This window comes from Laedolimicola sp., from assembly GCF_051972735.1.
GTDB lineage: Bacteria > Bacillota > Clostridia > Lachnospirales > Lachnospiraceae > Laedolimicola > Laedolimicola intestinihominis.
The window spans coordinates 1-15,712 of the sequence record NZ_JBOKYU010000017.1; the positions used below are offsets into that span (position 1 = coordinate 1).

11 protein-coding genes and 1 pseudogene are annotated in these 15,712 nt (G+C 52.4%); 11 read left to right on the forward strand and 1 reads right to left on the reverse strand.

Annotation, left to right across the window (positions count from 1 at the left end; translation table 11 throughout):
* Positions 1 to 412, forward strand: a pseudogene (locus ACTRC3_RS05740) (hypothetical protein); the annotation flags it as partial.
* Here the strand turns inward: ACTRC3_RS05740 and ACTRC3_RS05745 are convergent.
* On the reverse strand, positions 385 to 1,224 hold the full coding sequence (locus tag ACTRC3_RS05745) for a PRD domain-containing protein (protein WP_440322187.1): 840 nt from the start codon (positions 1,222 to 1,224) through the stop codon (positions 385 to 387). The pseudogene ACTRC3_RS05740 and the gene ACTRC3_RS05745 sit on opposite strands and share 28 nt — an antisense overlap.
* 314 nt (positions 1,225 to 1,538) lie before the next feature.
* On the opposite strand from ACTRC3_RS05745, the gene ACTRC3_RS05750 reads away from it, so the two are divergent.
* The 10 genes from ACTRC3_RS05750 to ACTRC3_RS05795 all read left to right on the forward strand — a co-directional run bounded on the left by ACTRC3_RS05750 (position 1,539) and on the right by ACTRC3_RS05795 (position 15,647).
* Positions 1,539 to 3,725, forward strand: coding sequence for a glucose PTS transporter subunit IIA (locus tag ACTRC3_RS05750; RefSeq protein WP_440322189.1), 2,187 nt, complete (start codon positions 1,539 to 1,541; stop codon positions 3,723 to 3,725).
* A gap of 331 nt (positions 3,726 to 4,056) precedes the next feature.
* Positions 4,057 to 5,139: a 3-isopropylmalate dehydrogenase gene (gene leuB / locus ACTRC3_RS05755; RefSeq protein WP_440322191.1), complete on the forward strand. Its 1,083-nt coding sequence runs from the start codon at positions 4,057 to 4,059 to the stop codon at positions 5,137 to 5,139.
* Positions 5,140 to 5,171: 32 nt separating this feature from the next.
* Positions 5,172 to 6,833, forward strand: coding sequence for a dihydroxy-acid dehydratase (gene ilvD / locus ACTRC3_RS05760; RefSeq protein WP_440322193.1), 1,662 nt, complete (start codon positions 5,172 to 5,174; stop codon positions 6,831 to 6,833).
* Between the two features lie 62 nt (positions 6,834 to 6,895).
* Entirely contained in the window at positions 6,896 to 8,575 is a 1,680-nt protein-coding gene (gene ilvB, locus ACTRC3_RS05765) for a biosynthetic-type acetolactate synthase large subunit (RefSeq protein ID WP_440322196.1), read from the forward strand.
* Positions 8,576 to 8,611: 36 nt separating this feature from the next.
* A complete protein-coding gene (locus ACTRC3_RS05770) occupies positions 8,612 to 9,979 on the forward strand; it encodes a L,D-transpeptidase family protein (RefSeq protein WP_440322198.1) in 1,368 nt (455 codons plus the stop codon).
* 130 nt (positions 9,980 to 10,109) lie between these two features.
* Positions 10,110 to 11,189, forward strand: coding sequence for a 3-phosphoserine/phosphohydroxythreonine transaminase (gene serC / locus ACTRC3_RS05775; protein ID WP_178040043.1), 1,080 nt, complete (start codon positions 10,110 to 10,112; stop codon positions 11,187 to 11,189).
* Between the two features lie 3 nt (positions 11,190 to 11,192).
* A complete protein-coding gene (locus tag ACTRC3_RS05780; RefSeq protein WP_349163407.1) occupies positions 11,193 to 12,356 on the forward strand; it encodes a phosphoglycerate dehydrogenase in 1,164 nt (387 codons plus the stop codon).
* On the forward strand, positions 12,356 to 13,591 hold the full coding sequence (locus ACTRC3_RS05785) for a DUF1015 domain-containing protein (protein WP_440322201.1): 1,236 nt from the start codon (positions 12,356 to 12,358) through the stop codon (positions 13,589 to 13,591). The genes ACTRC3_RS05780 and ACTRC3_RS05785 overlap by 1 nt, the downstream gene beginning before the upstream one ends.
* Positions 13,592 to 13,700: 109 nt before the next feature.
* A complete protein-coding gene (locus ACTRC3_RS05790; RefSeq protein WP_440322203.1) occupies positions 13,701 to 14,171 on the forward strand; it encodes a DUF6465 family protein in 471 nt (156 codons plus the stop codon).
* 264 nt (positions 14,172 to 14,435) lie between these two features.
* Positions 14,436 to 15,647 carry an ABC transporter substrate-binding protein gene (locus ACTRC3_RS05795; protein ID WP_440322205.1) on the forward strand — a complete coding sequence of 404 codons (1,212 nt, stop codon included), beginning with the start codon at positions 14,436 to 14,438 and terminating at the stop codon, positions 15,645 to 15,647.
* Positions 15,648 to 15,712 lie beyond the last annotated feature (65 nt).

Sequence of the window (15,712 nt, forward strand, 5' to 3'; positions counted from 1 at the left end):
CATTTACCAGCTTGAATACCACATTTTTCAGGGTACTATTTCCCTGAAAAATGTGGTATTCAAGCTGGTAAATGAGGTGTTTTTAAGAATAGAGGGAAATTCCTCTGAGAGAGGCTGGGGACAGGAAGGCTCCAATGGTGGGGACGTGGTTCTGAACGCGGCGGATCAGGAGATAGACGGTCAGATTCTGGTGGATGAAATTTCCACTCTGAAGATGAATCTGACAGAGGGCAGCAGCTTTACGGGAGTTGTCAATCCGGATGGCGCAGAGGGCGATGTAGACGTGACCTTAAGTAAGGACTCCACATGGACACTGACCGGCGACAGCTACGTGAGCAGCTTCACCGGCAGTACGGATAACGTGATAGCAAACGGCTATCATCTTTACGTGGATGGCGAACAGGTGCTGTAAACCCGCTCGATGTGCATGGCCAGATAGCCGATCTCCATCTCGTCGAAGGTAAGACCGGTAGAAGCGGCCAGATGATCGCAGACAGAGGTGGCCAAGGCGTAGGATTTGGGAAATCTAACTGACATATAGTCGTTCATATTCACCTTCAGATCTTCGCCGGTGACACCCCGGGCGACCATGTATTTGATATGATTCATGAGACGATTGTAGGCAAGGGAGAGTACGTCGATGTGCTCTCCTGTTTCCTGCTCCAGCATGTTGACGCACTCCCGGACGGCCTGTGCGGTCTGCATGGCCATGGAAATTTTTTCATCCTCGATGGCGGAGTGGACGTGGAGAGCCACGTAGCCCACCTCGTGATCGTCGAGGGAGAGACCCAGACGATCGCGGAACAGATCCTTGATAAGGAGAGCCGTTTTAAATTCACTGTGGAACAGGGTGCGGATGTCGTCGGTCAGAGGATTGCTGATCTGTTCGCCGTTCCGTACCCGGGAGGCTGCGAAGGACAGATGATCGGCCAGGGGCAGCATGACCCGGCGATCCACGGTGCCGAAGCGGCTTTCGGCTTCCCGCATAACCGCGTCGGCCATCTCGATAAATTCCGGAGCCACATTCTGGGCCAGAGACTTCGCGGAACCCCGTTCCGTATCATCTGCCAGCCGGTACATGGACGCCCCTTCCGGCTTCTCAAACCGCTCCGAGACCTTCTTCCCGAAGCCAAGCCCCTTTCCCAGCAGGACATATTCCTGATTATCTTCCATATCAATGGCGATGACGCCGTTATTATTCAGAACTCTGCTCACCCGATACATAATTGAATCTCCCCCATAAGCCATATTAAAATTATGGTATCAAATGTGGGGGAAAATGTAAAGGGGAGAGAAAAAATACTTGACTTTCCCATAAATCATGTTGTATACTCATTTTGCATTAAGTGTGTAACTGTTCGGCAGGCATTAACTTGGCATAGATATCACAAATATTTTTGTATGTTTATGTAGGGTTATTGTCTTTTTTTGTGCCCAAAATCCGGTTATCCGGAGAATCGGGATTTTGCCGCACAGATGAATAAGCTCTTGCATAAACGTCAAAAATAAGATTGCATTTCAAGGAGAGAGAAAAAACAATGAAAGACAAAATTTTTGGCGTATTGCAGCGGGTGGGACGCTCCTTCATGCTTCCCATCGCCATTCTTCCGGTAGCGGGTCTGCTGCTGGGTATTGGTAGTTCTTTTACCAATGAGACCACCATTGCCACCTATGGTCTGACCGCCATCTTGGGCAAAGGTACCATATTAAATTCCCTGTTAATTATCATGAATCAGGTGGGCAGCGCCGTGTTCAATAACCTGCCGCTGATCTTCGCCGTGGGTGTAGCCATCGGTATGGCCCACAAGGAGAAAGAAGTATCCGCCCTTTCCGCGCTGATTGCCTTCTTCGTTATGAATACTGCCATCAACGCCATGCTGCAGGTCAACGGTGAGATTCTGGCCGATGGAACCATTTCTGCGGATGTGCTGGAAGGAACCATCACCTCCGTGTGCGGCATCCAGTCCTTGCAGATGGGCGTCTTCGGCGGTATCATCGTAGGCCTTGGAGTAGCGGCTTTGCACAACCGCTTCCATATGATTGAGCTGCCGAACGCTTTATCCTTCTTTGGCGGCTCTCGTTTCGTCCCGATTATCTCTACGGTAGTATACATGTTCGTCGGCATCCTGATGTACTTCGCATGGCCGGTGGTACAGAACGGCATCTATGCTCTGGGCGGTCTGGTAACCGGCAGCGGCTACATCGGAACCCTGATCTTCGGTATCATCAAGCGTGCGCTGATTCCCTTCGGTCTGCATCACGTATTCTACATGCCCTTCTGGCAGACTGCAGTGGGAGGCACCATGGAAGTGGCAGGCCAGCTGGTACAGGGCGGCCAGAACATCTTCTTCGCCCAGCTTGCTGATTCCGCCAACGTGGCGCACTTCAGCGCAGACGCAACCCGTTACTTCTCCGGCGAGTTTATTTTCATGATCTTCGGTCTGCCGGGCGCAGCCCTGGCCATGTATCAGTGCGCGAAGCCGGAAAAGAAAAAACAGGCAGGCGGCCTTCTGTTGTCCGCAGCTCTGGCCTGCATGTTCACCGGAATCACAGAGCCCCTGGAGTTTTCCTTCCTGTTCGTAGCGCCGGCCCTGTTTGCCGTACAGGTAATCCTGGCCGGTTCCGCCTACATGATTGCCCATATGCTGAACGTGGCCGTAGGTCTGACCTTCTCCGGCGGCTTCCTGGATCTGTTTCTGTTCGGAATCCTGCAGGGAAATGAGAAGACAAGCTGGCTTCGCATCATCCCGGTGGGCATTATTTACTTCATCCTGTACTATGTGATCTTCACCTTCCTGATCAAGAAATTCGACTTCAAGACCCCGGGCCGTGAGGACGACGATGAGGAAACCAAACTGTATACAAAAGCAGATGTAAACGCGAAAAACGCGGCAAATAATACAATTTCCGGCACAACTTCCGCCGACCCGGTCAGCGAGACCATCACCAGAGGCCTGGGCGGCAAAGCCAACATCACCGGCGTAGACTGCTGCGCCACCAGACTGCGCCTTACCGTAGCAGATTCATCTAAAGTAAATGAGGCCCTGATTAAAACCACCGGATCCCGCGGCATCATCATCAAGGGCCAGGGCGTCCAGATCATCTACGGACCCCAGGTAACGGTTATCAAGGCAAAGCTGGAGACTTATCTGGAGACTGCGCCGGATACCTTCGAAGAGGAAACCGCGGCGGAGAGTACAGACACAGCATTCACCACAGAAGCTACAGAGGAAGCAGCAGCGCCCGCAGAAGAAAGTATCGTTTCCACCACCATCATTTTCAGCCCCATCACCGGATTGGCTACCGCTCTGGAGAACGTGCCGGATGAAGGCTTCGCAGGCAAAATGATGGGCGACGGCGCAGCCGTAACCCCCGAAGATGCCATCATCTGCGCACCGGAAGACGGCGAGGTAGTCTTCGTGTTCGACACAAAGCATGCCATCGGCTTCCAGACCGACAGCGGAGTAGCCCTGCTTCTCCACATCGGCATCGACACCGTAAACCTGAACGGCGAGGGCTTCCAGGTCTTCGTAGAGAACGGCCAGAAGGTTAAGAAGGGCGAGCCCCTCATGAAGATCGACATCGATTTCCTGAAGAGCCACGCACCCTCCCTCTGCTCCCCGGTGCTCTGCACCGAACTTACTCCGAACCAGCGTATCCGCCAGATCGGAGACGGCGAGATCAAAGCAGGCGAGCCTCTGTTCGCAGTGGAGACCCTGGCGTAATGAAAATTTAGGCAGTGAACTGCCAGAACGAAAATATCCCCTGTCGGGAACACGCACATTTTCCTACTCCTCGCAGGCGGCTTATACGCATCTGACCGGCAAACTCGGCCCTAAAGGGCCTCAAACAGTGCCTCATTCAGATGCTGCCAGCCTGCTCGTCCCTACGGAAAATGAGCTAACGTTCCCGACAGGGGATATTTTTTCTGTCCCGGCAGTACACAACATGAAAAAAAATGCATCTCCCAGTTGAAAAAACACGATTTATGTTCTATAGTAATAATAATACGGAATTTTCTACACTAAAGTAACGCATCAAAGGGGAGATGAAAAAATGAACTTAAACTTAGCAGTCATATCCGGCGACGGCATCGGGCCGGAGGTCGTGCGGGAGGCAAGAAAAGTCCTTGACCGCATCGCAGAAAAATACGGACACGAAATTCATTACACCGATCTCTTGATGGGTGGCGCATCCATCGACGTTCACGGCGTACCGCTCACCGATGAAACCATCGAAAGCGCCAAAAAGAGCGACGCAGTTCTCATGGGCTCCATCGGCGGCAACGCAGCCACCTCGCCCTGGTACAAGCTGCCGGCAGACCGTCGCCCCGAGGCAGGGCTTTTAAAGCTTCGTAAATCCTTAGGCCTGTTCGCAAATCTGCGCCCGGCTATCCTGTATAAAGAGCTCCAGGACGCCTGCCCGCTCCGCAAGGACATCAGCGACAGGGGCTTCGATCTGATGATCATGCGCGAGCTGACCGGAGGTCTCTACTTTGGAGCCAGAGAGACAAAAGAGGTAGACGGCGTCATGACTGCCATCGACACCCTGACCTATAACGAGCATGAAATCCGCCGTATCGCAAAGCGCGCCTTCGACATCGCGGGCAAGCGCAGAAGGAAAGTATGTAGTGTAGATAAAGCCAACGTGCTGGATTCTTCCAGACTCTGGAGAAAAGTCGTGGAAGAAGTGGCAAAGGAATACCCGGATATCGAGCTGACTCATATGCTGGTAGACAACTGCGCCATGCAGCTGGTCAAAGACCCGGCCCAGTTTGACGTCATCCTGACCGAGAATATGTTTGGTGATATCCTCTCCGATGAAGCCAGCATGGTAACCGGTTCCATCGGAATGCTGGCCAGTGCCAGCCTGAACGACACCAAATTCGGTCTTTACGAGCCCAGTGGCGGATCCGCCCCGGACATCGCGGGACAGAATATTGCGAACCCCATCGCAACCATCCTGTCCGCATCTATGATGCTGCGTTACAGCTTCGATCTGGATAAAGAGGCAGACGCCATTGAGCAGGCCGTCCAGCAGGTACTGACAGAGGGGTACCGCACCGGAGACATTATGTCCGAAGGCTGCAAGAAGGTAGGAACCACAGAGATGGGCGATCTGATTGCAGAGAGAGTATAATACAGTATTTATTATAGAAGGAGAACGAAAAGATGAGAAGTGACGCAGTAAAAGAGGGTATGCAGCAGGCGCCCCACCGCAGTCTGTTTAACGCGCTGGGCCTGACAGAAGAAGAGATGAAGAAGCCGTTGGTCGGCATCGTGAGTTCCTATAATGAGATCGTACCGGGACATATGAACCTGGATAAAATCGTAGAAGCCGTAAAGCTTGGCGTTGCCATGGGCGGCGGTACTCCGATTGTATTTCCGGCTATCGCAGTCTGCGACGGCATCGCCATGGGGCATGTGGGCATGAAATACTCCCTGGTAACCCGTGACCTGATTGCCGATTCCACCGAGTGCATGGCTATGGCTCATCAGTTCGACGCCCTGGTTATGGTGCCGAACTGTGACAAGAATGTGCCGGGACTTCTGATGGCAGCAGCCCGTATCAATGTGCCGACCGTTTTCGTCAGCGGCGGCCCCATGCTGGCAGGTCATGTACACGGCCAGAAGCGCAGTCTTTCCAGCATGTTCGAGGCAGTGGGCTCCTACGCGGCAGGCACCATGACTGAGGAGGACGTAAAAGAGTTCGAGGCAAAGGTTTGTCCCACCTGCGGTTCCTGCTCCGGTATGTATACCGCCAACAGCATGAACTGTCTGACTGAGGCGCTGGGCATGGGCCTTCCGGGAAATGGAACCATTCCGGCTGTCTACTCCGAGCGAATCAAGCTTGCGAAGCACGCAGGCATGCAGGTCATGGAGCTGTGGAAAAAGAATATCCGTCCCCGTGACATTATGACAGAGGAAGCGTTCCTGAACGCCCTGACTGTGGATATGGCTCTGGGCTGCTCCACCAACAGTATGCTGCATCTTCCGGCCATCGCCCATGAGGCAGATGTGGATCTGAATATGGAGATTGCCAACGAGATGAGCGCCAAAACTCCGAACCTGTGCCACCTGGCGCCGGCAGGCCCCACTTACATGGAAGACCTGAACGAGGCAGGCGGCGTATACGCAGTTATGAACGAATTAAATAAGAAGAACCTGCTGAACACAGATCTGATTACCGTAACCGGCAAGACCGTCGGCGAAAACATTGCAGGCTGTATAAACCGTAACCCGGAGGTCATCCGACCCATTGACAATCCCTACAGCGAGATCGGCGGTATCGCCGTTCTGAAGGGCAACCTGGCGCCGGATACCGGCGTGGTAAAGCGTTCCGCAGTGGTGCCGGAAATGATGGTCCATGAGGGACCGGCCCGCGTCTTTGACTGTGAGGAGGACGCTATCGCAGCTATCAAGGGCGGCAAGATCGTGGCAGGCGACGTGGTTGTTATCCGCTACGAGGGCCCCAAGGGCGGCCCGGGCATGAGAGAGATGCTGAACCCGACTTCCGCCATCGCAGGTATGGGTCTGGGCTCCACGGTGGCACTGATTACCGATGGCCGTTTCAGCGGCGCATCCAGAGGCGCGTCTATCGGACACGTATCTCCGGAAGCAGCCGTAGGCGGACCGATTGCCCTGGTAGAAGAGGGCGATCGTATCCTTATTGATATTCCGAACAACAAGCTGGAGGTTCTGGTATCTGACGAGGAACTGGCAGCCAGAAAAGCGAAATGGCAGCCGCGTGAGCCGAGGGTCACTACAGGCTATCTGGCGCGCTACGCGAAAATGGTAACCTCCGGAAACAGAGGAGCAATACTGGAGAAATAGTTTAGTCATGCGTTTGTATGGGCTAAACGTACGAGTTAATATGAATAAAGGGGAGAGCAAATATGGAACTGACAGGTTCACAGATCTTAGTAGAATGTCTCAAAGAGCAGGGCGTAGACACGGTTTTCGGTTACCCGGGCGGAGCCATTCTGAATGTATACGATGAATTATATAAGCACAGCGATGAGATTCGTCATATTCTGACCTCTCACGAGCAGGGCGCGTCCCATGCGGCGGATGGCTATGCCAGAGCCACCGGCAAGGTAGGCGTATGTCTGGCCACATCCGGCCCGGGTGCCACCAATCTGGTTACCGGTATCGCTACCGCGTACATGGATTCCGTACCCATGGTAGCCATTACCTGCAACGTGGGAAAAGGACTGTTGGGAAGAGATTCCTTCCAGGAGGTAGATATTTCCGGTATTACCATGCCGATTACCAAGCATAACTTTATTATTAAGGATGCAGAAGCACTGGCCCCGGCTCTTCGCAAGGCCTTCGATATCGCCAGAAGCGGACGTCCCGGTCCGGTCCTGGTGGACATCACCAAGAATGCCACCGCGGATAAGACCGACTATGAATATAAGAAGCCGGAAGAGCCCAAGCGCGTAACGGATACTATCAAAGATGAGGATATCGAAAAAGCCCTGGAAATGATTCGGGAGGCAGAGCGTCCGTTCATCTTTGTGGGCGGAGGTTCTGTTATCTCCGGCGCATCCGAAATGGTAAATATCTTTGCCCATAAGGTCAACGCTCCGGTCTGTGATTCCCTGATGGGAAAGGGCGCGTTCAACGGCACCGACCCGCTGTACACCGGCATGCTGGGTATGCACGGAACCAAGGCGTCCAATTTCGGCGTAGCCCACTGCGATCTGCTGATTACCCTGGGCGCGCGTTTCAGCGACCGTGTCACCGGCGACACCAGCCGATTTGCCAAAAAGGCGAAGATTCTCCAGATCGACATCGACCCGGCAGAGATCAATAAAAATGTCCTGGTAAGCGGCAGCGTCATCGGCGATGTGAAATCCGTGCTGGAAATCCTGAACGCGAAGCTTCCGGATATGAAGCATGACGCATGGGTAGAAGAGGTAGAAGCCCTGAAGAATAAATATCCGCTGAAATTTGACGACGACCGTCTGACAGGTCCCTATGTGGTAGAAGAATTGTACCGCGTAACAAAGGGCGACGCCATTATCACCACCGAGGTTGGTCAGAACCAGATGTGGGCGGCACAGTATTATAAGTACAAGGGGCCGAGAACCTTCCTGACCTCGGGAGGACTGGGAACCATGGGCTATGGCCTGGGAGCCGGCATCGGAGCCAAGATTGGCTGCCCGGAAAAAACAGTAGTCAATGTGGCAGGCGACGGCTGCTTCCGCATGAATATGAATGAAATTGCGACGGCAGCCCGCTATCAGGTACCGATCATCGAGTTAGTACTGAATAACCATGTACTGGGTATGGTACGTCAGTGGCAGACCCTGTACTATGGACAGCGCTATTCCGCCACCGTCTTAAACGATCAGGTGGATTTCGTAAAGCTGGCAGAGGCCATGGGCGCAGTCGGTATGCGTGTGACAAAGAAGGAAGAAGTCGCTCCGGCGCTGGAGAAGGCCATTGCCATGGGCCGTCCGGTGGTGCTGGAGTGTGTCATCGACAGTGATGACAAGGTGTTCCCGATGATGTCTCCGGGAGCCCCGCTGGAGGATACCTTTGATGCGGACGATTTAAATCAGAAGTAAGACATCAAAAAAACGAGTGGAGTAAAAAGTGAAAAAATGATAGCGGTAATAAAACGGATACGCTGGTATCTCTGGGTGTTGATTGTTCTTGTGGTGGCATACGTGGGAGTTTCCATTTATTTTATGGAACATTTCTTTACGGGTACCGAGGTCAACGGAGTGAACGCGGATCTGTATACAGTGAAACAGGTGAACGAGCTGCTGCTTTCTCAGGCAAACGCTTACACATTAACCATTACGGAGCGGGGCGGCGACACCGTCACCCTGACCCCGGAAAAGCTTGGCATGAGCTTCTCTGAGGGCGATACCGTCCGGACGCTGAAGCGGAAGCAGAACGGTTTCCTATGGCCCAGAATGTTCTGGCAGAAGGATCTGTACCAGATTGGACCGGAGATCAGCTACGATGAGGATGCCTTTGATGCTGCAGTGAATTCCTGCATGAAAAAGGGCGCTTCTCCGGAAAATGCCTGGGTGGAAATGACGGAGGATGGCTACAAGATACATAAAGAGGAGCAGGGTGCCGAACTTGATTGGGAAGCCTTAAGCGGCCAGATCCGCATTGCTTCCGAAAGCCTGATAGAGACCCTTGATCTGGATGAGGCAGGCTGCTATGTGGAGCCTCAGATTACTACAGAATCAGAAGAAATCACATCGCTGACAGCGCAGCTTGATGAATGGCTGGGAGCGTCTGTCACTTATACCTTTGGAAAACAGAGTGATGTGGCGGACAAATCCGTTATCAGCGGTTTTATTACCATTGATGATGATTACAAGGCAGCGCTTTCGGAGCAGGCTGTGACCGATTGGGTGACGGAGCTTGCAAAGGAGCGCGACACCTACAAGCAGGCCCGCAGCTTCAACAGTACGCTGCGCGGTACCATTACGGTAAAGGGTGGCAATTACGGCTGGCAGATTGATAAAGCGACCGAGAGCGTAGCACTTCTCGCTTCTATTGAAAAGGGCGAGACTGTTACAAAGGAGCCGGCGTACAGCCATAAGGGAAATACCTGGGATGGACCCAACGGCGACATCGGAAGCACCTATATCGAGGTAGATATGGGAGCGCAGCATATGTGGTGCTATAAAAATGGCAGCCTGGTGGTTGACACCGATGTGGTAACCGGCAATATCAGCCGTGGTTACAATACGCCGGCTATCGTGTCCCAGATTCAGTATAAGACCCGTAACGCAGTGCTGAAGGGCGATAACTACCGTACGCCGGTAAATTACTGGATGCCCTTCTACGGCAATTACGGAATCCATGACGCGTACTGGCGTGCCGAGTTTGGCGGAGAGGTCTATCTGACCAATGGCTCCCATGGCTGTGTCAATACACCGCCGGCAGCTATGGCGCAGGTATATGCCAATATGGAAACAGGAACGCCGGTAGTACTGTATTACTAAAAAATATTGACAACAGTTTAACAGAGTAATAGAATAAAGGAAATTATAATACATACGTAAAGGCCCGGCGATAGTCAGGAAGTTCTGAATTATCTGCCGGGCCATGAGTGAAAATGGGAGGAATGAAAACATGAGTCGTGTGTACAATTTTTCAGCAGGACCGGCCGTAATGCCGGAAGAGGTTTTACGCGAGGCAGCAGATGAGATGCTGGACTACAAGGGAACAGGAATGTCTGTGATGGAGATGTCACACCGCTCTAAGGCTTTCGAGAATATCATCAATGAGGCAGAACAGGATCTGCGCGATTTGATGCAGATCCCGGACAATTACAAGGTGCTGTTCATGCAGGGCGGCGCGCATTTGCAGTTCGCGGCGATTCCCATGAACCTGATGAAAAATAAGGTGGCGGATTACATTATCACCGGACAGTGGGCAAAGAAAGCATTGAAAGAGGCGCAGATCTACGGACAGGCAAACGCTATCGCGTCATCCGAGGATAAAACCTTCTCTTATATTCCGGATTGCTCCGATCTGCCGATCAGCCCGGACGCAGATTATGTATATATCTGCGAGAACAACACCATCTACGGAACCAAGTTCCATACCCTGCCGGATACCAAGGGCAAGACTCTGGTATCTGATATTTCCTCCTGTTTCTTATCCGAGCCGGTAGACGTAAGCAAATATGGTCTGATCTACGGCGGCGTACAGAAAAATGTGGGTCCCGCAGGCATGGCCATCGTCATCATCCGGGAGGATTTGATTACCGAGGATGTGCTTCCGTACACGCCGACTTATATGAAGTACAAGATCCATGCGGATGCCAATTCTCTTTACAACACTCCGAACTGCTACTGCATCTACATGTGCGGCAAGGTTTTCAAATGGCTGAAGAAGCAGGGCGGTCTGGAAGTGATGAAGGCGAGAAATGAAGAAAAGGCAAAGGTTCTCTATGACTTCCTGGATTCCAGTAAGCTGTTCAAGGGCACGGTCCGCAAAGAAGACCGTTCTATTATGAATGTACCGTTTGTAACCGGTGACAAGGATCTGGACGCCAAATTTATCAAAGAGGCCACCGAGGCAGGCTTTGTGAACCTGAAGGGTCACAGAACCGTCGGCGGCATGCGCGCAAGCATCTACAATGCTATGCCGATCGAGGGCGTCAAGGCTCTGGTAGAGTTTATGAAGAAGTTTGAGGAGGAAAACTAAGCCATGTATCAGTACAAATGCATGAATCAGATCGCGCAGTTCGGTCTGAATCATTTCACAGAGGATTATAAGCAGACCGAGAATATGGAGGAGGCGGACGCACTGCTGGTCAGAAGCGCGGCGCTTCATGAGGTAGAATTCCCGGAAAATCTGAAGGCTATTGCCCGTGCAGGAGCCGGTGTAAATAACATTCCGCTTACCAAATGTGCGGATCAGGGTATCGTTGTATTCAATACACCGGGAGCCAATGCCAACGGCGTTAAGGAGCTGGTACTGGCAGGTATGCTGCTGGCAGCCAGAGATATCGTGGGCGGCGTCAACTGGGTGCAGTCCGAGCGTATGAACGAGGATATCAGTAAGCTTGCGGAAAAGCAGAAGAAGCAGTTTGCGGGCCATGAGATTCAGGGCAAGAAGCTGGGCATCATCGGTCTTGGCGCCATCGGCGTGCAGGTGGCAAACGCAGCCACACATCTTGGCATGGAAGTACTGGGCTATGACCCGTATATCTCCGTAGAGGCAGCCTGGAATCTGTCCCGCAATATCCGTCACATTACCAATGTGGACGATATCTATAAAGAGTGTGATTACATCACCATTCATGTGCCGCTTCTGGACAGCACAAAGGGTATGATCAATGCAGAGGCCATCGAGAAGATGAAGGACGGCGTAGTAGTTCTGAACTATGCCCGGGATCTTCTGGTAGACGAGAAGGCTATGGTGGATGCGCTGAAGAAGGGAAAAGTAGCCCGCTATATGACTGATTTCCCGAACACCACCACCGCAGGCGCGAAGGGTGTGATCGTAACCCCACATCTGGGCGCTTCCACGGAGGAAGCAGAGGAGAACTGTGCGCGTATGGCGGTGAAGGAAGTTCGCTGCTATCTGGAGCACGGCAACATTCAGCACTCCGTTAACTATCCGGACTGCGACATGGGTATCCCCAGTTATCCGGCGCGTGTGGCTATCTGCCATAAGAATGTTAAAAATATGCTGAGCCAGTTCACTACCATTCTCGGCGACGCCAACTACAATATCGGCAATATGACCAATAAGAGCCGCGGTGACTACGCGTACTCCATGTTCGATCTGGAAAGTCCGGCAAGCCCGGAGCTTATCGAGAAGCTTGAAGCCGTAGACGGCGTTCTGAAAGTGCGGGTGATCTGCTAATGGCAGAGATCAGAGCTTTTCGCGGCATCCGGCCCGCAGCCGGAAAAGAGGCAGATATCGCGGCGCTTCCCTATGATGTATACAATCGGGAAGAGGCAAGAAAGGCCGTAGAGGGAAAGCCCCTGACCTTCCTTCGTATCGACCGCGCGGAGACTCAGCTTTCCGAAGAGACAGATATCTATGCACCGGAGGTTTATCAGAAAGCAAAAGAGCTGCTCTGGGGCATGGTAGAGAACGGTGATTTCGTGCAGGACGACAAGCCCTGTTATTATCTTTATGAGCTGACCATGAACGGCCGCAGTCAGACCGGTATCGTGGCCTGCGCTTCCATTGACGATTATCTGAACGGTATGATCAAGAAGCATGAGAATACCCGTCGGGAGAAGGAAGAAGATCGTGTGCGTCACGTGGACATCTGCGACGCCCAGACCGGCCCGATTTTCCTGGCTTACCGGAATCAGGAGAGCCTGAAAAAAATTGTGGCGGACGTAAAGACGGGCGCGGCTCTGTTTGACTTCACCTCGGAGGACGGGATCCGTCATCGAGGCTGGAAAATAGCGGACACAGAGAAAATCAGCGCCATCTATGAGGCCTTTCATCAGATGAACGCCCTCTATATCGCTGACGGCCATCACCGGGCGGCTTCCGCTGTGCGTGTGGGCGTAAAGCGTCGGGAGGAGCATCCGGGCTATACCGGCGAGGAGGAGTTTAACTACTTTCTGTCCGTGATTTTCCCGGACGACGAGTTGATGATTATGGATTACAACCGTGTGGTCCGCGAACTGAACGGCCTGACGCCGGAGGAATTTTTAAGCGGGATCAAAAAGGTCTTTGATGTGGAGAAGCTGGACAAGGCAGAGCATCCGAAGAGGAAAGGACAGGTGACTCTGTTCCTGGAGGACAAATGGTATCTGCTGACCCTGAAGCCGGAATATGAGAACTGTGATCCGGTGGAGGGTCTGGATGTATCCATTCTGCAGAAGCAAATTCTGGAGCCGGTTCTGGGCATTCAGGATCCGAAGACAGACAAGCGCATTGACTTTGTCGGCGGAATTCGCGGACTTTCCGAGCTGGAGCGCCGGGTACATACAGATATGAAGGTGGCCTTTGCCATGTATCCGACTTCCATAGGAGAATTATTTGCAGTGGCGGACGCCGGACTGCTGATGCCGCCTAAATCTACCTGGTTTGAGCCAAAGCTCCGCAGCGGATTATTTATCCATGCATTAAAATAAAAGGCTCAGAGGGCTTCTGAATTTACAATAAGCACTTGCAATATATGGAAAAATGCTCTATAATAGGCGCTGTTAGAATTTTGGAAGTAAAAGTCAGAGGAGGATTATGATGGCTGCTAAGAAAACAACACAGACAACGAAAAAGGCAGAAGACGTAAAGATAAACGCTCCGGTAAAGACAGCAGAGACAGTAAAGACAGTAAAGACAGAGACAGCGGCTCCGGCAGTTAAGGCAGAAGTAAAAGAGACCGTAAAAGAAGCACCGAAGGCAGAGGTAAAAACAGAGGCTGTAAAGGCTGAGGCACCGAAGGCTGAGAAGAAGGCAGAAGTAAAGGCAGAGCCGAAGAAGCGCGGACCGAAGCCGAAGGCTGAGAAGAAGGAAGCCGTACAGAATGTATATGTGCAGTTTGCAGGTAAGGAGATCCTGACTGCAGATCTGGCAGCACAGGTAACCGAGAAGTGGGTAGCACTGGGACACCGTGCATCTTCCATCAAGGAGCTGAACCTGTATGTAAAGCCGGAAGACAGCGCAGCATACTATGTCATCAACGGCAAAGAGAGCGGAAAGATCGAACTGTAATTTACACCGGATAAAATATATGCGATACGAGGAAAGAGTCAGTCCAGCATGGACGGGCTCTTTTTTTACCATCGCACGTTCGCCCTGTAAAAGCATATGTCCGTCCTGGATACAACTTTTTTATAAAATCCTCTTGCTATTCGATTTTAAACGTGCTATACTAAAGCCCATATTAAAAACCACGCACAAATGTCTTCGCAGGACGAACAAAAGGGCATGAATTGTCGGTGACAGCCGAAGCGTGGAAAGAGGAGGAAGAAAGTTATGAAAAAGCGTGCATTATCAGTATTACTGGCTGCAGCCATGGTCAGCACCATGCTGGCAGGATGCTCCGGCGGAAGCTCTGACAGCAGTTCCGCAAGCGCAGACGCGTCTGCCACAGACGGAAATGTGGTAAAGATTGGTGTCTACGAGCCGGCATCCGGAGACAACGGAGCAGGCGGAAAGCAGGAGACTCTGGGTATCCAGTACGCCAACTACGTTACCCCGACCGTGGAGATCGGCGGTACCGAGTATACTGTACAGCTTGACATCGTAGACAATGAGTCCTCAAACGACAAGGGACCCTCTGCGGCAGCTACCCTGGTCAGCGATAAGGTATCTGTTGTGCTTGGTTCCTATGGATCTGGTGTTTCCATTGCAGCTTCCGATGTATTCAAGGAGGCAGGAATCCCGGCCATCGGCGTCACCTGTACAAACCCGCAGGTAACAGAGGGTAACACCCATTATTTCCGCATCTGTTTCCTGGATCCGTTCCAGGGTACCGTACACGCGAACTTCGCAAGCGAGAAATTTGGCGCGAAGAAAGCATACGTGCTGACAAAGCTTGGAGACGACTACTCCACCGGACTTGGATACTACTTCACACAGGCCTTTGAGGCACTGGGCGGAGAAGTTGTGGCAGAGACCTTCCAGGAAGGAAACAGCGACTTTACCTCTTACATTACATCTGCAAAGAAGGCAGGAGCCGACGTATTCTTTGCTCCCAGCTCTACCGAGGCAGCAGCCCTGATTATCGAGCAGGCAGCCGCACAGGGACTGGGAATGCCGATTCTTTCCACAGATACCTGGGATTCCAACGTCATTCTGAATGCCGCAAAGGGCAAGGATCTGGAGATTTACGTAACCACCTTCTATCAGGAGGGCGCAAATCCGGAGTTTGACGCAGGCATCAAGGAATGGATCAACAGCGACAACACAGCGAAGGCAAATAACGGCGGCGACGATACCGTATCCGGTCTGACCGTTATGGGATATGACGCGTACTACACCGCGCTGGAGGCTCTGAAGGCAGCGGGAAGCACAGACCCGGCAGCTGTAAACGAGGCGCTCTGGAATGTGGATTATACCGGTGTAACCGGACACATCACCTTCAATGAGACAGGTGACGCGAACCGTGACACCGCTTACATCAAGCAGGCCAACACCGAGACAGGCGCATGGGAGTTCGTGGCAGAACAGAGTGTAAGCAAGTAATTTAAAAGAAAAGGCTGAAAAGCTTTGGTGGCGGGAGCGCTGATGCGCGCTCCCGCCATACCCAT

Bases quoted from the DNA above. Each gene is read 5' to 3' on its own strand.
- ACTRC3_RS05745 (WP_440322187.1), bottom strand. From the start codon at position 1,224: ATGTATCGGGTGAGCAGAGTTCTGAATAATAACGGCGTCATCGCCATT.
- ACTRC3_RS05750 (WP_440322189.1), top strand. From the start codon at position 1,539: ATGAAAGACAAAATTTTTGGCGTATTGCAGCGGGTGGGACGCTCCTTC.
- leuB (WP_440322191.1), top strand. From the start codon at position 4,057: ATGAACTTAAACTTAGCAGTCATATCCGGCGACGGCATCGGGCCGGAG.
- ilvD (WP_440322193.1), top strand. From the start codon at position 5,172: ATGAGAAGTGACGCAGTAAAAGAGGGTATGCAGCAGGCGCCCCACCGC.
- ilvB (WP_440322196.1), top strand. From the start codon at position 6,896: ATGGAACTGACAGGTTCACAGATCTTAGTAGAATGTCTCAAAGAGCAG.
- ACTRC3_RS05770 (WP_440322198.1), top strand. From the start codon at position 8,612: ATGATAGCGGTAATAAAACGGATACGCTGGTATCTCTGGGTGTTGATT.
- serC (WP_178040043.1), top strand. From the start codon at position 10,110: ATGAGTCGTGTGTACAATTTTTCAGCAGGACCGGCCGTAATGCCGGAA.
- ACTRC3_RS05780 (WP_349163407.1), top strand. From the start codon at position 11,193: ATGTATCAGTACAAATGCATGAATCAGATCGCGCAGTTCGGTCTGAAT.
- ACTRC3_RS05785 (WP_440322201.1), top strand. From the start codon at position 12,356: ATGGCAGAGATCAGAGCTTTTCGCGGCATCCGGCCCGCAGCCGGAAAA.
- ACTRC3_RS05790 (WP_440322203.1), top strand. From the start codon at position 13,701: ATGGCTGCTAAGAAAACAACACAGACAACGAAAAAGGCAGAAGACGTA.
- ACTRC3_RS05795 (WP_440322205.1), top strand. From the start codon at position 14,436: ATGAAAAAGCGTGCATTATCAGTATTACTGGCTGCAGCCATGGTCAGC.